At 51.7% G+C, this 18,051-nt stretch carries 13 protein-coding genes; 4 read left to right on the plus strand and 9 right to left on the minus strand.

Translation table 11 applies throughout. The annotated features are described in order from the left end of the window. Nucleotides 1–100 precede the first annotated feature (100 nt). Together purK and purE are read right to left on the minus strand one after the other, a co-directional pair. On the minus strand, nucleotides 101–1,165 hold the full coding sequence (gene purK, locus CWS43_RS04065) for a 5-(carboxyamino)imidazole ribonucleotide synthase (protein WP_101075542.1): 1,065 nt from the start codon (nucleotides 1,163–1,165) through the stop codon (nucleotides 101–103). After that, entirely contained in the window at nucleotides 1,162–1,671 is a 510-nt protein-coding gene (gene purE / locus CWS43_RS04070; RefSeq protein WP_101075543.1) for a 5-(carboxyamino)imidazole ribonucleotide mutase, read from the minus strand. The genes purK and purE overlap by 4 nt, the downstream gene beginning before the upstream one ends. A gap of 180 nt (nucleotides 1,672–1,851) precedes the next feature. Between purE and CWS43_RS04080 the strand changes: the two genes are divergently transcribed. Further along, nucleotides 1,852–2,469 (plus strand): tRNA-(ms[2]io[6]A)-hydroxylase, encoded by a 618-nt coding sequence (locus CWS43_RS04080; protein ID WP_101075545.1) that lies wholly within the window; start codon nucleotides 1,852–1,854, stop codon nucleotides 2,467–2,469. A 119-nt stretch (nucleotides 2,470–2,588) separates the two neighbouring features. Here CWS43_RS04080 and lpxH read toward each other — a convergent pair whose 3' ends face one another. Further along, nucleotides 2,589–3,311: a UDP-2,3-diacylglucosamine diphosphatase gene (gene lpxH, locus CWS43_RS04090; protein WP_101075546.1), complete on the minus strand. Its 723-nt coding sequence runs from the start codon at nucleotides 3,309–3,311 to the stop codon at nucleotides 2,589–2,591. Nucleotides 3,312–3,322: 11 nt separating this feature from the next. Further along, a complete protein-coding gene (gene ppiB, locus CWS43_RS04095) occupies nucleotides 3,323–3,817 on the minus strand; it encodes a peptidylprolyl isomerase B (RefSeq protein WP_101075547.1) in 495 nt (164 codons plus the stop codon). 227 nt (nucleotides 3,818–4,044) lie between these two features. Between ppiB and cysS the strand changes: the two genes are divergently transcribed. Both cysS and alkA read left to right on the plus strand, forming a co-directional pair. After that, entirely contained in the window at nucleotides 4,045–5,436 is a 1,392-nt protein-coding gene (gene cysS, locus CWS43_RS04100) for a cysteine--tRNA ligase (protein WP_101075548.1), read from the plus strand. A 112-nt stretch (nucleotides 5,437–5,548) separates the two neighbouring features. Beyond that, nucleotides 5,549–6,373, plus strand: a complete 825-nt coding sequence (alkA, locus tag CWS43_RS04105) for a DNA-3-methyladenine glycosylase 2 (protein ID WP_101075549.1) — start codon at nucleotides 5,549–5,551, stop codon at nucleotides 6,371–6,373. On the opposite strand, the gene CWS43_RS04110 is transcribed toward alkA, so the two are convergent. Together CWS43_RS04110 and mgtE are read right to left on the minus strand one after the other, a co-directional pair. Continuing rightward, nucleotides 6,374–8,644, minus strand: a complete 2,271-nt coding sequence (locus tag CWS43_RS04110; protein ID WP_101075550.1) for a PAS domain S-box protein — start codon at nucleotides 8,642–8,644, stop codon at nucleotides 6,374–6,376. 204 nt (nucleotides 8,645–8,848) lie between these two features. Continuing rightward, nucleotides 8,849–10,288 (minus strand): magnesium transporter, encoded by a 1,440-nt coding sequence (gene mgtE / locus CWS43_RS04115; RefSeq protein ID WP_101075551.1) that lies wholly within the window; start codon nucleotides 10,286–10,288, stop codon nucleotides 8,849–8,851. A 738-nt stretch (nucleotides 10,289–11,026) separates the two neighbouring features. Between mgtE and CWS43_RS04125 the strand changes: the two genes are divergently transcribed. Then, nucleotides 11,027–13,261, plus strand: a complete 2,235-nt coding sequence (locus CWS43_RS04125; protein ID WP_232776646.1) for an EAL domain-containing protein — start codon at nucleotides 11,027–11,029, stop codon at nucleotides 13,259–13,261. A gap of 72 nt (nucleotides 13,262–13,333) precedes the next feature. Here the strand turns inward: CWS43_RS04125 and ppx are convergent, their stop codons facing one another. From ppx to speG, 3 genes are all read right to left on the minus strand, one after another. After that, the gene (ppx, locus tag CWS43_RS04130) at nucleotides 13,334–14,878 is read right to left on the minus strand and encodes an exopolyphosphatase (protein WP_101075553.1); all 1,545 of its coding nucleotides are present in this window, start codon (nucleotides 14,876–14,878) and stop codon (nucleotides 13,334–13,336) included. Nucleotides 14,879–14,900: 22 nt separating this feature from the next. Continuing rightward, a complete protein-coding gene (gene ppk1, locus CWS43_RS04135) occupies nucleotides 14,901–16,970 on the minus strand; it encodes a polyphosphate kinase 1 (protein WP_101075554.1) in 2,070 nt (689 codons plus the stop codon). A 303-nt stretch (nucleotides 16,971–17,273) separates the two neighbouring features. Beyond that, nucleotides 17,274–17,849, minus strand: a complete 576-nt coding sequence (gene speG, locus CWS43_RS04140) for a spermidine N1-acetyltransferase (RefSeq protein ID WP_101075555.1) — start codon at nucleotides 17,847–17,849, stop codon at nucleotides 17,274–17,276. Between the last annotated feature and the right edge of the window lie 202 nt (nucleotides 17,850–18,051).

Here is an 18,051-nt window from a genome sequence, read left to right on the forward strand (position 1 = left end):
GGAGTAAGCTCATCGGGACTCCTTTACTTGCCGCCTGCCCGCAACCCGAATTATTTAGGTTCCCAACGGCTCTTCCCGTCAAAGGAGAGAGCCGTTGGATTTAAAGCTTCTCAACCGCCCAGGCGATTCCGCTGGCGTATTCTTCCGGCAGCATTGGTACCAGTGCGTTCAGGTTTTCTTTCAGCAGGCTGGCGCTGGCGTCGTTGAGATTCAAGTGTCCGACTTTACGACCCGGACGCACTTCTTTCTCGTACCAGTGCAGATTCACCAGCGGCAGGTTCAGCCATTGTTCTGACACATCTGTGCCAATCAGATTGACCATCACCGAAGGCGTGCTGACCACCGGTTTCGGCAGCGGCAGCCCGAGGATTGCGCGCAGGTGCATTTCGAACTGGCTGTAGGACGCGCCGTTTTGCGTCCAGTGCCCGCTGTTGTGAACGCGGGGTGCCAGTTCATTAATCAGCAAACCTTCGGCAACCACGAAACATTCCATTGCCATCACGCCGACGTAATTCAGTTCGTTCAGAATCGCCGACAGCATGCTTTCCGCCTGCTGTTGCAGCGCAGCGTCCGGCTCCGGCAGTGCAACGCTGGTACGCAAAATACCGTCCTGATGCAGATTGTGCGTCAGCGGATAAAAGACGGTTTTCCCGTCGTGACCGCGTGCGCCAACCAGCGAAACTTCACCGGAAAAATTGATGCCTTGCTCAACGATGCATTCACCGTAGCAATCCTGCGGCAGCGTGGTTTCTTCGCCGGAACGCAGACGCCATTGCCCGCGGCCGTCGTAACCGCCGACGCGGCGTTTCACAATCGCCAGTTCACCGAGCGTGGCGAAAACCTGTGGCCATTCAGCGGCACCGGCCAGCAACTGCCACGGCGCGGTCGCCAGACCGAGCTGGTCGAGTAACTGTTTTTGCGTCAGGCGATCGGCCAGACGCGGGAAAATATCGCGGTTAACGAACGCATTATGCGTTGCCAGTTCGCGGGTTAAAGCGGTTTCCGGCCAGCGTTCAATTTCAGCCGTAATCACGCTTTGCTGAAAAGGCACGGCTTCAGGCTCCGCATCCAGACCGACCGGATAAACGGCGATCCCCAGCGGTTCACCCGCCTGACGCAGCATTCTGCCTAACTGACCGTTTCCGAGTACGCAAACCGGTTTCATACTTCTTCCCTCGGATCGGGATTATTCAGCACTTCATCCGTTTGTGCGACACGCCATGCGGCCAGGTTTTTAGCAATTTCGGTATCATGGAGTGCGAGAATTTGTGCAGCCAGCAGGGCGGCGTTGGCGGCTCCGGCTTTACCAATCGCCAGCGTACCGACCGGAATACCGCGAGGCATCTGGACGATAGAATACAGGCTGTCAATGCCGCTTAGTGCGGCGCTTTGCACTGGCACACCGAGCACCGGCACCAGCGTTTTCGCCGCCAGCATGCCCGGCAAATGCGCCGCGCCACCGGCACCTGCGATGATCACATCAAACCCGTTGGCGGAAGCCTGTTCAGCGAACGTGAACAATTTGTCCGGCGTGCGGTGTGCGGAGACGATATCGACATGGAAAGGAATATTCAGCGTTGTGAGCACTTCGGCGGCGAACTGCATGGTCGCCCAGTCACTTTTAGACCCCATAACGATGGCGATTTTTGCCGGGGTAACGTTGGATGACATGTCTGTATAGCTCCTGTGATTCGGATTTAAAGCGTGCGAGGGCGCAAATGATATCACGCTCACGAAGCAAGGAAAACGGTTGCGTGGCCGGAATACGGTGCATTTTTGATGAGAAGTGCGCGGCAGATTTGTATAATCCCAGCCACGATAATATTCGCCATCCCCACTGGAAACTGAACTATGACGCAGGCTTTACTGGCACCGATTTACGATTTTCTTCACTGTGAAACACCGGCTCTCTGGGTGGATGTTGCGCTGGAAAATCAGACGGTGTTGCTGATTGACCACGCCAACTGTGAAAAAAAAGCGGCGGCCACGGCCATGAGCCTGATGACAAAATATCTGGATCGCACCGAGCTGCTGTTTTGTGCGGCGCGACTGGCCCGCGAGGAACTTCACCACTTTGAGCAGGTGGTGGAAATCATGCAAAAGCGCAATATCGCTTACACCCAGCTTTCACCATCGCGCTACGCCAGTGGCATGATTAAGCATACGCGGCATCATGATGATGTGAATATTCTGGTCGACCGGCTGATTATCGGGGCGTATATCGAAGCCCGTTCCTGCGAGCGTTTCGCCAAAATAGCGCCGTATCTGGATGAAACGCTGTCGCGATTTTATACGTCGCTGCTGCGCTCAGAATCACGTCATTTTGCCGATTATCTGGCGCTGGCCGAGCAGTATGCGGGAACCGATATCAGTGAACGCGTGGAGGAGTTTGGCCGGATTGAAGCGGAACTGATACTGTCGCCGGATGAACAATTCCGCTTCCACTCCGGCGTACCCGTCATACTTTGAGCTGCTGATGCGTTGACTGCGCTCATTCACCCCAGTCACTTAGTCAGCTAAGCTCTCGGGGATTCACGAGCTTGTCGCCTTCCAGCAACTCAAATTATTTAGGGTAATGATCGGATGACTTAAAACGGGAAGCTGATCAGTTCCACGTTATCGGCGGTGACTTTCACCATAGAGCCTTCTTCGTGCCATGCGCCTAATACCACGCGGTGGCCGGTTTTATTTTCTAAAGGCACGTCATGAATAGCCGGGCGGTGCGTGTGGCCGTGGATCATCCACTCGACGCCTGCCGCCTGCATTTCACTGATCACCGCCTGCGGATTCACGTCCATAATCTCCAGCGATTTGCCCTGATTAGACGCTTTGCTGTTGGCGCGCATTTTCGCGGCAATCGCCAGCCGCCATTTCAGGGGCAGCATCAGGAATAATTTCTGGATAAACGGGTTGTGAACTTTTTTGCGGAAATTCTGGTAGGCAACGTCATCGGTACACAGCGTGTCGCCGTGCAGGATCAGCACGCGGCGGCCATAAAGCTCGAGAACTTTTTTCTCCGGCAGCAGCGTCATCAGGCTTTCACGCGCAAAACGTCTGCCGAGCAGAAAATCGCGGTTACCGTGGATGAAAAAGCAGGGGACGCCTTGCTGGCGGAGCTGGTTTAACGCCGCAGCGATTTCTGCGTGTAACGGTTCCGGGTCATCGTCACCAATCCAGGCTTCGAATAAATCCCCGAGAATGTACAGCGCATCGGCCTGCGGCGCATCTTCGCGAAGAAAACGCAGAAAACCGGCAGTGATTGCCGGTTCCTGTGCGCAAAGATGGATATCTGCGATAAAAAACGTGGTCATCCCGACGCTAATTATTCGCTGACGGTGACGCTTTTGATCACAACATCTTCTTTTGGAACGTCCTGGTGCATACCGCTGCGGCCTGTTTTCACGGCTTTGATCGCGTCAACCACGTCCTGACCTTCAACCACTTCTGCAAATACGCAGTAACCCCAACCCTGTGCGTTTTTGCCGCTGTGGTTCAGGAAATCGTTGTCAGTGACGTTGATGAAGAACTGTGCGGTAGCTGAATGCGGGTCATTGGTACGCGCCATAGCCAGCGTGCCTTTGGCGTTTTTCAGGCCATTATCCGCTTCGTTATCGATAGGCGCGTCGGTGTTTTTCTGGTTCATGCCAGGCTCAAAACCGCCGCCCTGAATCATGAAACCGTTAATCACACGGTGAAAAATGGTGTTGTCGTAGAAGCCCTTACGGCAATAGTTCAGGAAGTTTTCAACCGTGGCTGGCGCTTTGTCAGCGAAGGTTTTAATGACGATGTCGCCGTGGTTGGTGTGGAAAGTGACCATATTTATCATCCTGCTAATGTTAATGTGTGCTCTCTGTCAGAGCGGCTACTATAGCCTTTTCTTATACCATAACTCAAAAGTTGCCGTCAGCAGCCCCTTTGTGATGACTAAAGCCCGTCAGACGGCCTTATGCCGTTTCGGTAAAGCCATTTTCGTTATATTATGAGCCTTAATGCCGCCGGAAGGTGCCAACGTTATTTTCTACGCCCAACACACGGAATAGCCTGATGCTGAAGATTTTTAATACCCTGAGTCGCCAAAAAGAGGAATTCAAGCCAATTCATGCCGGTAAAGTCGGGATGTACGTGTGTGGGATCACTGTTTACGACCTGTGTCATATTGGCCACGGTCGCACCTTTGTGTCTTTCGACGTGGTATCGCGTTACCTGCGTTACCTCGGTTATGACCTGAAGTATGTGCGTAACATCACCGATATCGACGACAAAATCATTAAACGTGCCGCTGAAAATGGGGAATCCTTTGCGGCGCTGACTGACCGCATGATTGCTGAAATGCACGCAGATTTTGCGTCGCTCAATATCCTGCCGCCAGATTCTGAACCCCGCGCCACGCAGCACATTATTGAAATCATCGATATCGTGCAGAAGCTGATCGACCGTGATCACGCATATGTTGCGGCAAACGGTGACGTAATGTTCTGGGTCGAAAGTGATCCGGATTACGGTTTGTTGTCCCGCCAGGATCTGGATCAGCTTCAGGCCGGTGCGCGCGTGGAAGTGGAAGCCAACGTAAAACGTAATCCGATGGATTTCGTGCTGTGGAAAATGTCCAAACCAGGCGAACCAAGCTGGACGTCTCCGTGGGGCGAAGGTCGTCCGGGCTGGCATATCGAATGTTCGGCGATGAACTGCAAACAGCTGGGCGCGCATTTTGATATTCACGGCGGCGGTTCTGATCTGATGTTCCCGCACCATGAAAACGAAATTGCACAATCGAGCTGTGCACACGACGGCCCGTACGTGAATACCTGGATGCACTCCGGTATGGTCATGATTGACCGTGAGAAAATGTCCAAATCACTGGATAACTTCTTCACCGTGCGCGACGTGCTGAAATATTACGACGCGGAAAGCGTGCGTTATTTCCTGATGTCCGGCCACTATCGCAGCCAGCTGAACTACAGCGAAGAAAACCTGAAACTGGCGCGTACCTCGATGGAACGTCTGTATACCGCACTGCGCGGCACAGATGCCAACGCGGCGCCAGCCGGCGGTGAGGCGTTTGTGGCCCGTTTCCGCGCGGCGATGGACGACGATTTCAACACACCGGAAGCGTATTCCGTGCTGTTTGATATGGCGCGTGACATCAACCGTCTGAAAACCGAAGACCTGTCTGCGGCAAACGGCCTGGCCGCTGAACTGCGTCAGCTGGCAGGCGTTCTGGGGCTGCTGGAGCAGGATCCGGAGCAGTTCCTGAAATCCGGAGCGCAGGCCGATAACGACGAAGAGGTGGCTGAAATCGAAGCGCTGATCAAACAGCGTAACGACGCCCGTGCCAGCAAAGACTGGGGCATGGCCGATAAAGCGCGCGACCGTCTGAATGAAATGGGTATCGTCTTAGAAGATGGCGCCAACGGAACCACCTGGCGCAGAAAATAATCTCCTTCATACTTTTGATTTCATAAAGCCTCCTTTCCGGGGGCTTTTTTATAAGGATCGTTCTGTGACAAAAACGCTTCTGGCTTATCAGCCGCCGTACGACTGGTAGTGGATGACGGCTTTTCTTGGCGCACGCGCCTTGCAGGGCGTCGAGCAGCACGACGGTGAGTTTTATCAGCGTACACTGGCCGTCATGCACAACGGAAAGCGGCTGACCGGCTGGCTGCGGTTGCGTCCTTTGCCGGAGAAAAACGTTGTCGAGCTGGACGTTTCTCCTTCGCTGGCACCGGTTGCAGAAAATGTGGCGCAGCAGGTGCGGCGGTTGCTGGATCTTGACGCGCAACCGGGCGCGATAGCGCAGGGTTTAGGGCGGCTTGCTGAAAACTCGCCGGGCCTGAGACTGCCGGGCTGCGTTAACCGGTTTGAACTGACGGTCAGGGCCATTCTCGGGCAACTGGTCAGCGTGAAAATGGCGGCGACGCTCGCCACACGTCTGACGGAGAAATGGGGCGAGCCCGTCACCACGCCTTTCCCGGCGCTGACGCATCTTTTCCCCTCCCCGGCGAGGGTGGCCCAACTGAGCGTGGAGGATTTACGCGGGATTGGCGTGCAGGCAAAGCGCGCTGCCTGTCTGATCGGTATTGCGCAGGCAGTGGAAGAGGGGCGTTTGCCGCTCGATGGCATGAAAGATGTACAGGACGGCGTAAAGCAATTGCTGGCGATGCCGGGCATTGGCAACTGGACGGCGAGTTATGTGGCGATGCGCGCCTGGTCTGCGCCGGATGTTTTTCTGGGCGGTGATTACCTGATTAAGCAGCGCTTTCCCGGAATGACGCCGGGGAAAATCGCCCGTTACGCTGAGGTTTGGAAACCGTGGCGCACGTACGCTACGCTGCATTTATGGTTTAACAATGACTGGCAGCCCGACTTGCCCTGATTACTCCGTTCCCGTCTGGGGCGGCTGTGAAGATTGCGGGGCGTGGGCTGTTGCGGTTTTCTGTTCCGCTTCATATTTGAAAACCTGCCCGCGCCCGTTACGTTTGGCGGTATAACAGGCCATATCGGCCTGTGCCATAAATTCGCTGCCGCTGATCTGCGGATTACAAATTTGCGTCAGACCGGCGCTCGCGCCAATGCGGTACATCTTCTCCTCCCACACAAACTGATACGCGTTGATCTTATCTATCAACTGCTGAACCATGCCCAGACCTTGCTCCATCGGACAATCAAACAGGATCAGCGCAAATTCGTCGCCCCCCAGGCGTGCAAGACGATCGCTGTTGCGGATGTGTTCCTGCATCAGTGCGCTCAGCTGACGTAATAGTTCATCACCTGCCGCGTGACCGGCGCTGTCGTTAATCGCCTTGAAACGGTCGAGATCGATAAACGCAAGAGTGTGGACCTGCTGACGCGTCGCCGTCAGGTTTAGCGCCTTTTTCAGGCTTGACTCAAAACTGCCCCGGTTAGCCAAACCGGTCAGCAAATCGTGGGATGCGCTGTAGCTGAGCTTACGCATTAGTTCACGGGATTTACTGACGTCCTGAAGCACCAGAACAATGCCAATTGGCTCATCTTTTAGCGTGCGCAGTGGGGAAACGGCCAGTTGTACATCAAAAAATCCCGTGTCATGGCCATGTAATACTAAAGAGCGTTCGACGGAAGAGTGCAGATTCTCGTTGATATCAAACTGCAGCAGGTTGTCGATCATCGGGCCATCAGGCCCTTTGCTGATCAACACGATGCGGTTAACCGGTTGTCCCTGCGCCTGCCGTTCCGTCCAGCCGGTCATTTTCTCCGCGACCGGGTTCATGAAGGTAATATTCATATCGCTGTCAGTGGAAATCACGGCCTCATTGATTGAGTTCAGAGTGATATGCAGCAACTCCTTTTCTTCATGAAGAGCTTCTGACAGGCGTTTGTTGGTCATTTCCGTGTGTTTGAGATCATTAATATCCTCAATCTGGGAAATGAAATACAGCGGGTTGTGATCCTCATCGCGCACCAATGATACTGCCAGCAAGGCCCAGACGATTTCGCCGTTGCGGCATAAATAACGTTTTTCCATGGTGTAGCTTTGGATTTCATCGTCCAGCAACTGCTGGAATAACGTGAGATCTTTGCCCAGATCTTCCTGATAAGTGATCTCCTGGAACGTCAGCGTGGTCAGATAATCCGCTTCATAACCCAGCAGATTACACAGCGCCTTGTTGACCTGCAGCAGCTTGCCCTGCGGGGAAACCAGCGTCATCCCGATCGCCGAATATTCCATAGCGTTGCGAAAACGATTTTCGCTCTGCGTAATATGCGATTTTTCCGCGCGCAGGGAATGCATCGCCATCGCCATCGCGTTGGCCGGCATCAGGATCAGCAGCAACGGCAGGAAGATTAATCCTTGCGGAACCTGCATTGCCGTATGGGGCTGAACGTTGATAATCCCGCTGGTATGCAGCAGGGCAATCATCAGGGTCATCGACAGAAAAATAATAAAAGCTTCAATCCGTGGTAAGCGGATGGCGCACCACAGTAGCGGGATCGTGATAAATGCGAAGGTATAAGGCAGCCATTTCAGCGCTAGAAAACCGGCGATCAGTGTCAGAACCAGTGTCAGAATGAGCTCAAAAAAACGCTGTGACGTGAGGTTTTTGGTGAAATAACCTCGCTGATAAATCAGCCCCAGCGGCGTCAGCGCCAGAATGGCTACGGCCTCAGACATAAACCAGGCGGCAAACCGGTTTTGCAATTCTGCCGGTGAATGAATGTGCAGAATAAATAGCATCATGATCACAGAGCTGACCAGCGGGCAGAAAACCACGGCAATCAGCAGAAACTTTACCCAGGAACCAAGATCGGAAAGCGGATCTTGCCCCGGCAGCATCCGGCGCAGCAGCGCCGCACACAGTGACGCTTCAATCAGGTTATTCAGCAGGTAAGGCAAATAGCGCGGGAAAGGTGTTTCCATGACGGTATGGGCTGCGGCGATACCCAGTGCAGCGGCGCAAAGCAACGGCAGCCACTGGCGATAATGATGGTGGAATAATACCGGGATCAGCAACGCCGTCGGCAGCCATAAACCGGCAAGGCTGGACTGTCTCTGAATAATGTTCATGCAGGCGAGCGCCAGCAGGTAGACAGAGATACCCAGAAGCGCAGGCGCTTTCCAGTTTGCCCTGTTGTGAACAATGAGAGAAGGTGGTTTGCTTCTTTCCACAATGAAAACCCTTTTCTGACCGGCGGCTAATGACAAAAAAATGCATAAAATCTATTTTTCTATTTTTGACGCGTCGCCGCAGGATGCTGGGTAATTGGCGGCATGTTATCAGTATCGGAAAATCAGAATGAATTATTAATATAAATTCTACATTACGTTGTAATAGATAACGAATATTCCGGCCCGAAAGCCGGAAACTGTGAATCAAAGCAGAAAAATGGTGGCGAGACCGAGGAAAATGAAGAAACCTCCCGTGTCAGTGAGGGCGGTGATCATTACGCTGGATCCTACGGCAGGATCGCGGCCCAGGCGCACCATCGTCAGTGGGATCACGACGCCCATCAGCGCGGCGAGTAACAGATTGAGCACCATCGCCAGCGTCATGACTCCTCCCATTGCCCAGTCGCCATACAACAACCAGGTGACAATGCCCATTAGCCCGCCCCAGACCAGACCATTGATCAGTGCGACGCCAAGCTCCCTGAACATAAGAAATTTCAGGTTGCCGAGTTGAACGTGGTGCAGGGCAAGGCCACGGACAATCATTGTTATTGTCTGGTTACCGGTATTCCCGCCAATCCCGGCAACAATCGGCATCAAAGCGGCCAGTGCCACCAGTTCCGAAATCGTATGCTCAAACAGGCCGATAACCCGGGATGCCACAAAGGCGGTACATAAATTGATCGCCAGCCATGCCCAGCGATTGCGCACTGCTTTCGTGACCGGTGAAAACACATCTTCTTCCGGGCTCAGGCCGCCCATGCGCCGCAGATTGCTGTCGGTATCGTTATTAACGAAATCGACAATCTCTTCTACCGTCAGCCGTCCCATCAGTTTGCCTTTTTTATCCACCACGGGTGCGGTGATCAGGTCATAACGTTCAAACGCGCTGGCTGCGTCTTCGGCTTTGTCTTCCGGTTCAAAACTGGTGAAATCGGTCATCATGACGTCGGAAACCCGCGTATGCGGTGAGTTCAGCAGGATCGTTGTCAGAGGTAATTCGCCCAGTAATGTATTTTTCCGGTCAGTGATAAATAACTTGTCGGTGGCTTGCGGGATGGTTTTATGTGAACGAAGAAAGCGTTGTACTGTACCGAGAGTGACGTCCGGGCGTACCGTCAGCAACTCGAAGTCCATAATTCTGCCGACGCACTCTTTACTAAATTTCATCACCTCGCGCACTCTTTCCCGCTGGCGCGGATCCAGCGAGGTCAGCACGCGGCCAATCAGATCACGCGGTAAATATTCGGCCAGATAAACCTGATCGTCCACGTCCAGAAGCGACATTGTTTTCAGCAGGTCTTTGTCACTCATTTCTTCGATCAGGCTATCCCAGACGGTTTCTGAGACTTCTACCAGGGCTTTGCCGCGCGCGGTCGGTTCCACCAATCGCCATAACGCCAGACGTTCATGAATGGGTAATGCTTCCAGTACGTCGGCAACGTCGGCCGCATGCAGGTTTTGCACGCGCGAGCTGAGCTCCGCCGTATTGTCCATCAGTTTCGCATGCGTGGCCTCATCAACATCAGGCTCTTCGCCAAGGATGCTGTCAGCGAGGTCATCGGTATTCAGTAGGAGGTCGAGGATTCTGCTGCGACTTTCCGCCAGCTTTTGGCTGTAATTTTTAGGTTTCTCGGCAGACATTCGGGATCCTTAGTCCTTAGCGTAGCGGCAGGTCTTCAGGGTGCCAGTACAGGTTTTCTCGGGCGGCTGTGCCCCCGTTTGCATTTCGGTTTGGGCCTGAGGCTGTTTTTGATTCTGGTGGTGTGAGTATGCACCGATAGCGGAATAGATCAGGCGCCCGAACAAAATAATGAAGCTGATCGATAAAACGATTTTCGTCATTCTGATGTTAGTTTTTCGAGACATAATAAAATCACTTAAATAAATCGTTGTGCTGGGCAGGCAAAGGGGATGAGTACAAATGATAACGTTTACAATATATAGCACATCTAAACGAGCGGCCAGAGAATCAAATATGGGGCTAAACGTGCGCTTTTCCCGATCCTGAAAGCAGTAAAGCACAGACTTTTCGCTTCTGTGTTGAAATATTTGTGATCAGATTTCATCTATTTTTCATTTCGTTAATCACGCGATAAATTCATCTATGACATTTTTAGTGAAAACATAAAGATTCTGTTTATTGATTTGCGTCAAGGGATTTAAGATAAGGCACATTAGAATCCAGCCATATTTAAATGAGATGTGCCCTGGCCTTCGCTGTATTCTTTTTCTTCCTCCGTTTCTGCGAAATGACGTTTTTACAACGATAATGAGAGACGGAGCCTGCAACTGCCGTCATCAGAAAGCATATCTGACGTTTTTAAACCCTGAATCGTTCACCGCGGCATGAGGTTCATGCGCAAAACTTAGATGGACTTGATGCGTAAAAATTTATCTCGGCATGACATACGTCATAAGTGGTGGGGGCTTCCCATCATTTGCGCGCTGGTGCTGATCCCCTTAACCTCCTGGCTTTCCCCGATCATTTCTCTGCCGGAGGGGCGCACTTATCTGATTTATATGCCGCTGGCAACGTGCGTTGCCTTGCTGATGGTTTTCGATTGGGCCGCATTCCCCGGTATTGTCCTGACGCTTTTCCTGCGCTATTACCTGCGGATTGGCTTCGATATGGGCGTGTTAATGACAGTGATTTATTTTACGTCACTGTTTCTGGCCTGGTTAGGCTACCGCTGGCAGGCCGGAAGACGCTGGTCAGCGCCGCTGGGGTTAATGAATCTGGCGAAAGCGCGGATCGGCTGGTTGCTGATTTTCCTGACGTTTTTCTTTATCGCCATACTGCAAATTGTGGTCGAAAGTGGGCTTCTGCCCGGCTATCTGGGGATGGCCACGCCTGAATTCGTCACCCTGCGGACGCTGGTGAATCTGCAGGCGATGATTTTAGGTATTTTGCTCAATTCGCATGTGATTTATCTGGTGATACGGTTTATGCGCCAGCCACGCTATTTCCGTGTTTTACGTATGATGCTGCGAAAACAACGGGCGTCGGGCGTGAGAACCCCTGAAGTTGTGCTGTGGTTTTCCGTGCTGGGTATCATGGTCATGCTGCTTTGCCTGCAGGGGCTGAGCGAACCGTTCATGAAAATCTTGCTAAGTGACTACACGCTGACGCTGATGTTCCCTGTGCTGTTGTTTGGCGCATGGCGCTACGGTTACTACTTTATCAGCATTGTCTGGAGTATCACGCTGACAGTCCTGTTTAACTATTATCAGGGTTTTATTTCAGAACACGGCTTTATTCATAATCTGGTTTTTGTTTCGGCTCTGATGCTGGTTTACACCATCACTCTGCTGCTTGTGTCCGTTATTTCCTCCCGTCAGCGCCTGTTGATGAAGAAATTCAGCGCTGCGGCCTTACAGGATCCGGTATTTGGTTTACCCAATCTCCGCGCATTTAACCGGGATCTCGCACGTCATCCGCGTTCCATGCTGTGCTTTGTTCGTGTTTCCGATATGGATGTGCTTAGCCGTAATTACGGTATGCAACTGCGGATCCAGTTTAAACAGCAACTGGCGCTCGGGCTAAAACCTTATCTTCAGGCGGGAGAGCGGGTCTACCACTTGCCAGGATATGACCTGGTTCTGCGGCTCAATTGCGAAAATGCCGATGCTAAACTGCAAAACTTGCATGATTATCTTGAAGACTTCCGGCTGATATGGAACGGACTGCCGCTGCACCCGAATATCGGGCTATCCTACTGCACGGTCTATTCACCCGTAGAACATCTGCCCATTCTGCTGGGTGAGCTGAGCGGTATCGCTGAAGTTTCCCTGACGACCGGGCAACCCGAGTCGAACAAAAGCGACCACAGCGAGGTAAAACTGGAAATCAGAGACAAAGTCGAGATGTTGCACAAAATCCAGCGGGCACTGGATGACGATCGTTTTGTTCTGATGGCGCAGCCAATATTTGGCGTACGCGGTGACAGCTACCATGAAATTCTGTTGCGGATGTTCGATGGCACACAAAATGCGCTGGTGACACCAGACAAGTTCCTGCCTGTTGTGCATGAGTTTGGTTTGTCATATCAGCTGGATATGTGGGTACTCAAGCATACGCTGATGTTTATTAATCAGAACCGTGTGCGTTTGCCATGCCTGCGCTTTGCCGTGAATTTTACGCCGTCCACGTTATGCCGTCCGACATTTACCCGAGATTTCAAAGCATTGATGCTGGAGTATGAGGTTGAGCCGTTCCAGATTGTTCTTGAAGTCACTGAATCACATTTATTGCAGAACATGAAATATGCTGATTATGCGATGCGTGAATTACGGCGCTATGGTTGCCGGATTGCCATTGATGATTTCGGTACTGGCTATGCCAGCTATGGCCGCTTGAAAGCCATTCAGGCTGATATCCTGAAAATAGATGGTAGCTTTGTACGTAATATGCTGACTGATTCGCTGGATGCTTACATTGTGCAATCCATCTGTCAGGTTGCACGTATGAAGCATTTGTCGATTGTGGCGGAGTATGTTGAAACGCAGGAACAAAAAGACGCCCTGCACGCGTTGGGCGTTGATTACATGCAGGGTTACCTGATAGGGAAGCCGCAACCGTTAGCGACGCTGCTGGAATTGACGCTTTCCCCATGAGTCATGCATTTTGAAAAGTAAAAAGCCCCCGGAAACGATGTGTTCCGGGGGCTTTTTATTTCAGTGAATGCCTTATTTTTCCGGCAATTCACCTTCTTCTTCCAGCATCAGCTTCCAGCCGGTTACGTCATTCCAGTAATTTTGCTCTTTTTCAAAATCCAGCTGAACCAGATTGTTTTGCGCCAGATATCCGGCCGGGAAACGCAGCGTCCAGTGATTATCATCGGTTGATAACCGCAGGGATTCTGGCGTGGTGGTGGACTGGCGCTGATTATTGAGCAACGCGCCAAGGCGCAGCAACTGAATCAGCGGGATGTAATGTTTCTTCTTAAATAGATTCAGGCGTGGCAGTTCTTCCAGCTTTATGGCCTTACGGTGGAAGCGCACCAGCGTAGCCAGCAGCGTTTGCTGTTCCTGATTAAAGCCCGGCAGATTAGTATTTTGCAGGATATAAGAAGAGTGTTTGTGCATACCGGTGTGGTTAATGCTCAGGCCAACTTCATGCAGCATGGCGCTGAATTTCAGCAGAGATTCCAGCTGTGGCTGCACCAGTTTTGTGTTTTGCGCCAGCCACTGGCTGTAAAGCTGCTCAGTGGTCTCCAGCACCCGGCGTGCCTGCTCACGGTCAATATTATAATGCTCGGCCAGGCTTTTTGCGGTACGTGTCCGGATGTCCTGATGGCGGAACCGGCCTTCCATTTCGTACAGCACCCCTTCGCGCAATGCACCGTCCGAAAGACGTAATTCTTTGACCGCAAGCGCATCAAAAACACCACGCAGGATCGCCAGCCCAGGAACGAATACGGACTGCCTGTCTTCAGAAAGCCCCGGTAAATCCAGCGTACTGAAACTTTTGAAATTCAGTACTGCCTCAGTCAGCATTTCCAGGCGTTCAGGAGTGATCAAACCGTCTTTTTCACCCATCGCCACCAGCACTTCATGGGCAGCCTTGATACTGCCGGAAGCGCCCAGGGCATACTGCCAGCCTTGCAGGCGATACTGCCAGGCGAGAGTCTCCAGTTTCTGAGCCGCCGCGAGCTGCGCACGTTTGAAGTTGCTGCGGCTGATTTCGCCGTTCGGGAAAAACATTTGCGCAAAACTGACGCAGCCCATACGGCGGCTTTCGGCCAGCAGGGGTTCGAAATCTTCACCGATGACCAGTTCTGTTGAGCCCCCGCCGATATCAACAACCAGCTTGCGGCCTTTTTCTGGTTGCGTATGTTCCACACCCATAAAAATCAGACGAGCTTCTTCCTGCCCGGAAATGATTTCTATCGGGTAGGGGATCACTTCTTTAGCACGCTTAAGGAACTCTTCGGCATTGACCGCCTGGCGCAGCGTATGCGTTCCAACGATAGTGACATTGTTTTCCGAAAAACCCTGCAGACGTTCTGCAAATAAAGCCAGGCAATCCAGCCCGCGTTGAATGGCTTCTTCACTGAGCACATTTTTACTGTCGAGGCCGTCGGCCAGATGAACGCGTTGTTTCAGACGACCTAGCACCTGCATTGCGCCATTGACGACGCGTGCAATGACCATGTGGAAACTGTTCGACCCGAGATCGATTGCAGCAATTTCCTGCGGCTTGGCATTCTGTGGGCTGCTTTTAAGGGGCATAATGATATAGCGCTCCAGGGGTTCAGGCTTGCTGACTCTGCTGTTCCAAATCTTTCAGATATTCGTAAATCGCCAGTTGCGCACGCACTTTACGGCGATTTCCGCGTGGAACATACCGGTTGCTTAGTTCTTTATCAATCACTCTGGCTTTTACCGTGTCACTAAACAGCAGTTCAAGGATATCCAGCACGCGTTGTTTAAGACGTGGATCAAGCAGGGCGACGGCCACTTCAATACGGTAGTCTATGTTGCGGGTCATCCAGTCTGCCGAAGACAGGAAGACTTTGGTATCGCCGCCATTTTCAAAGACATAAACGCGATCGTGTTCAAGATAGCGGTCGATGATACTGGTGACCTGAATGTTTTCGCTGAAGCCGGGTAAGTTGGGCACCAGTGAACACATGCCGCGGATCAGCAGGCGGATTTTGACGCCCACATTTGACGCAACATACAGACGATCAATCAGCCCTTTGTCCACCAGGTTGTTGATCTTCAATGTTATGCCGCCGGTTCCGCCAGCCTGTACGTTGGCGATCTCTTTATCTATCAGGCGGTAAAGCATGTCGCGCGAGTTTTGAGGCGACACCATCAGATGTTCGAAAGAAACCGGGCGGTAAGGGTTTTCAATAAAGTTGAAGACGCGGCGGACTTCGTTGGTGATACGCGCATCGGCGGTCAGCAGCGAATAGTCGGTATAAAGCCGCGCGGTTTTCTCGTTAAAGTTACCGGTCCCAATATGAGCATAGCGGACAATTTCATCGCCTTCGCGGCGCGAGATAAGAAAGAGTTTTGCGTGAATTTTCAAACCCGGCGCAGAGAAAATAACGTGTACACCGGCTTCTGTCAGACGTTTTGCCCAATGAATGTTGGCTTCTTCGTCGAAACGCGCCTGCAATTCAACGACAACCGTCACTTTCTTGCCGTTATGCGCGGCGTGGATCATCGATTCGATAATGCGGGAATCTTTCGCCACGCGGTAAATATTGATTTTTATCGATAAAACATTCGGGTCAAACGATGCCTGACGCAACAGTTCGAGAACGTGCTCAAACGTGTGGTACGGGTAGTACAGCAATACGTCCTGTTGACGAATAGCGGCAAAGCCGTTGCGGAATTTATCGAACCATAAATGACGCAGACGTGGCAGCGGGCGGTTCACCAGATTGGCTTTACCGACGTTCGGGAAGCCAATGAAATCTTTAAAGTTGTGGTAACGCCCACCGGCGATCACAGAATCATAGTTGGAAATCCCGAGCTTGCCGCGCAGCAATTCCACCATTTCATCCGGCATGTCACGCTGATAGACAAAACGCACCGGCTCGGCGGTCAGACGCTGTTTCAGGCTCGATGACATGAGTTCCAGCAGGCTGGATTCCATTTCCGTGACCAGATCGTATTCGGCGTCACGGGTCATTTTCATCGAATAGGCATTCAGCGCATCGTAATCGAAGAAGCCTTTGAAAATGTCGTCGAGGCAATAACGCAGAATGTTATCGAGCAGGATCATCGGCTTGCGGCGACGTGGCGCTTCCGGCGGCAGGTTGACGAAACGCGGAACTTTATCGGACGGGATCTCCAGCAGGGCGTAATGAATCTCTTCGCCGCGAATAATTTCAACCGCCAGATAGGTGTAATCATCTTTGAGGAACTGCACCAGATTGGTATCGTGATTAATCAGAATCGGTGTGATGTGCTGACGAAGCTGGTGCATGAAATACTGGCGTAGCCAGGCTTGCTGGTTTTCCGATACCTGACGTTCATTTATCAGGAAGATCTGATTACGTGCCATTTCCAACAGCAGATCGTTATAAAGGCTGTCGAATTCCTGATCAATGCGCAGTACTTTTGCCTGAATTTTTTTCAGTAAATGACGGGACGCGCCAAGAAATCCCTGTTCCTCACTGATGAGGATCCGTCGTTTTAAATCAGCGAAGCGGACTTTATAAAACTCATCAAGGTTATTGGAATAAATCCCTAAAAAGCGCATCCGTTCAATCAGGGGATTGCTTTTGTCTGCCGCTTCCTGCAACACGCGCTCATTGAAGGACAGCCAGCTTAGTTCTTTCTCGATATAAAGCTTTTCCTGACCCATTTTCACTCCGTTCATTGGCTTACAACCTGGCCCATACAGGCAAATTTGCCTGAAAACACCGCAATTTAGCTCAACGTGATCTTCATGTTACCCGCAGATTTTAATACCGGGCGCAACAGGAAGCCTTTTGTGAGAGGGCCTAGTGTCTACTACCAATATTGCGAAAGATTGACAGGAAAGTCCAACACTACAAGGGGGGAATTCAGGAGAGTTTCTGCAGGAGGAATAAATGCGGGAAAAAAGCGGGAAAAGTCTTACCGGTGAAGGCATTGTCGCCCCCACCGGTAAGGGTTTTATGCGAAATCAGACGGCGCTGGCACCAATAAGTGATTCAGGTTTGACCTGAACAGGCTTGGTTTTGTATTTCGCCAGGAACTGAGGTTGGAAAATACACATGCGGATGGCGCTGCGATATTCGCCGTTCACAAAGAATTCCTGCTTCAGTTCGCCTTCCAGTTCAAATCCGAGTTTGCTGTAAATATGAATCGCCTTTTTATTTTCTTTGTCGACGATTAAATACAGTTTATAGAGGTTCAGAACGGAGAAGGCATAATCCATGGCCAGGCGGACGGCATCACCGGCAAAGCCTTTGCCCTGATGCTGCGGGTCGATGATTATCTGAAATTCCGCGCGGCGGTGAATATGATTAATTTCGACCAGTTCGATTAAGCCAACGGGGCCGCCCTGGAATTCGATGATAAAGCGGCGTTCGCTCTGGTCATGGATATGCTTGTTGTATAAATCTGTCAGTTCGACGAAAGCCTCGTAAGGTTCTTCAAACCAGTAACGCATGATGCTCGCGTTATTATCAAGACGGTGAACAAACGACAGGTCGTCCTTTTCCAGTGGACGTAATCTGACGCTGTTGGTGCTAAACATGGGGTGTTCCTCAACTATAAAAGCCGTTTTATGAGGGTAACCTTCGTGAAAATGAGATCTGAAACAACCGTGTTTCAGATGAAGGTCGGCGCACAAACGACATTTAAACGTGCGCCGGGATGGGCATTATATCGGGTGAAATGTAAACAAGTGTCAAATGACAGAAAATAAAAAACCGGCACATGGCCGGTTTAGAGTGAAA

This window comes from Rahnella sp. AA, from assembly GCF_002834385.1.
GTDB lineage: Bacteria > Pseudomonadota > Gammaproteobacteria > Enterobacterales > Enterobacteriaceae > Rahnella.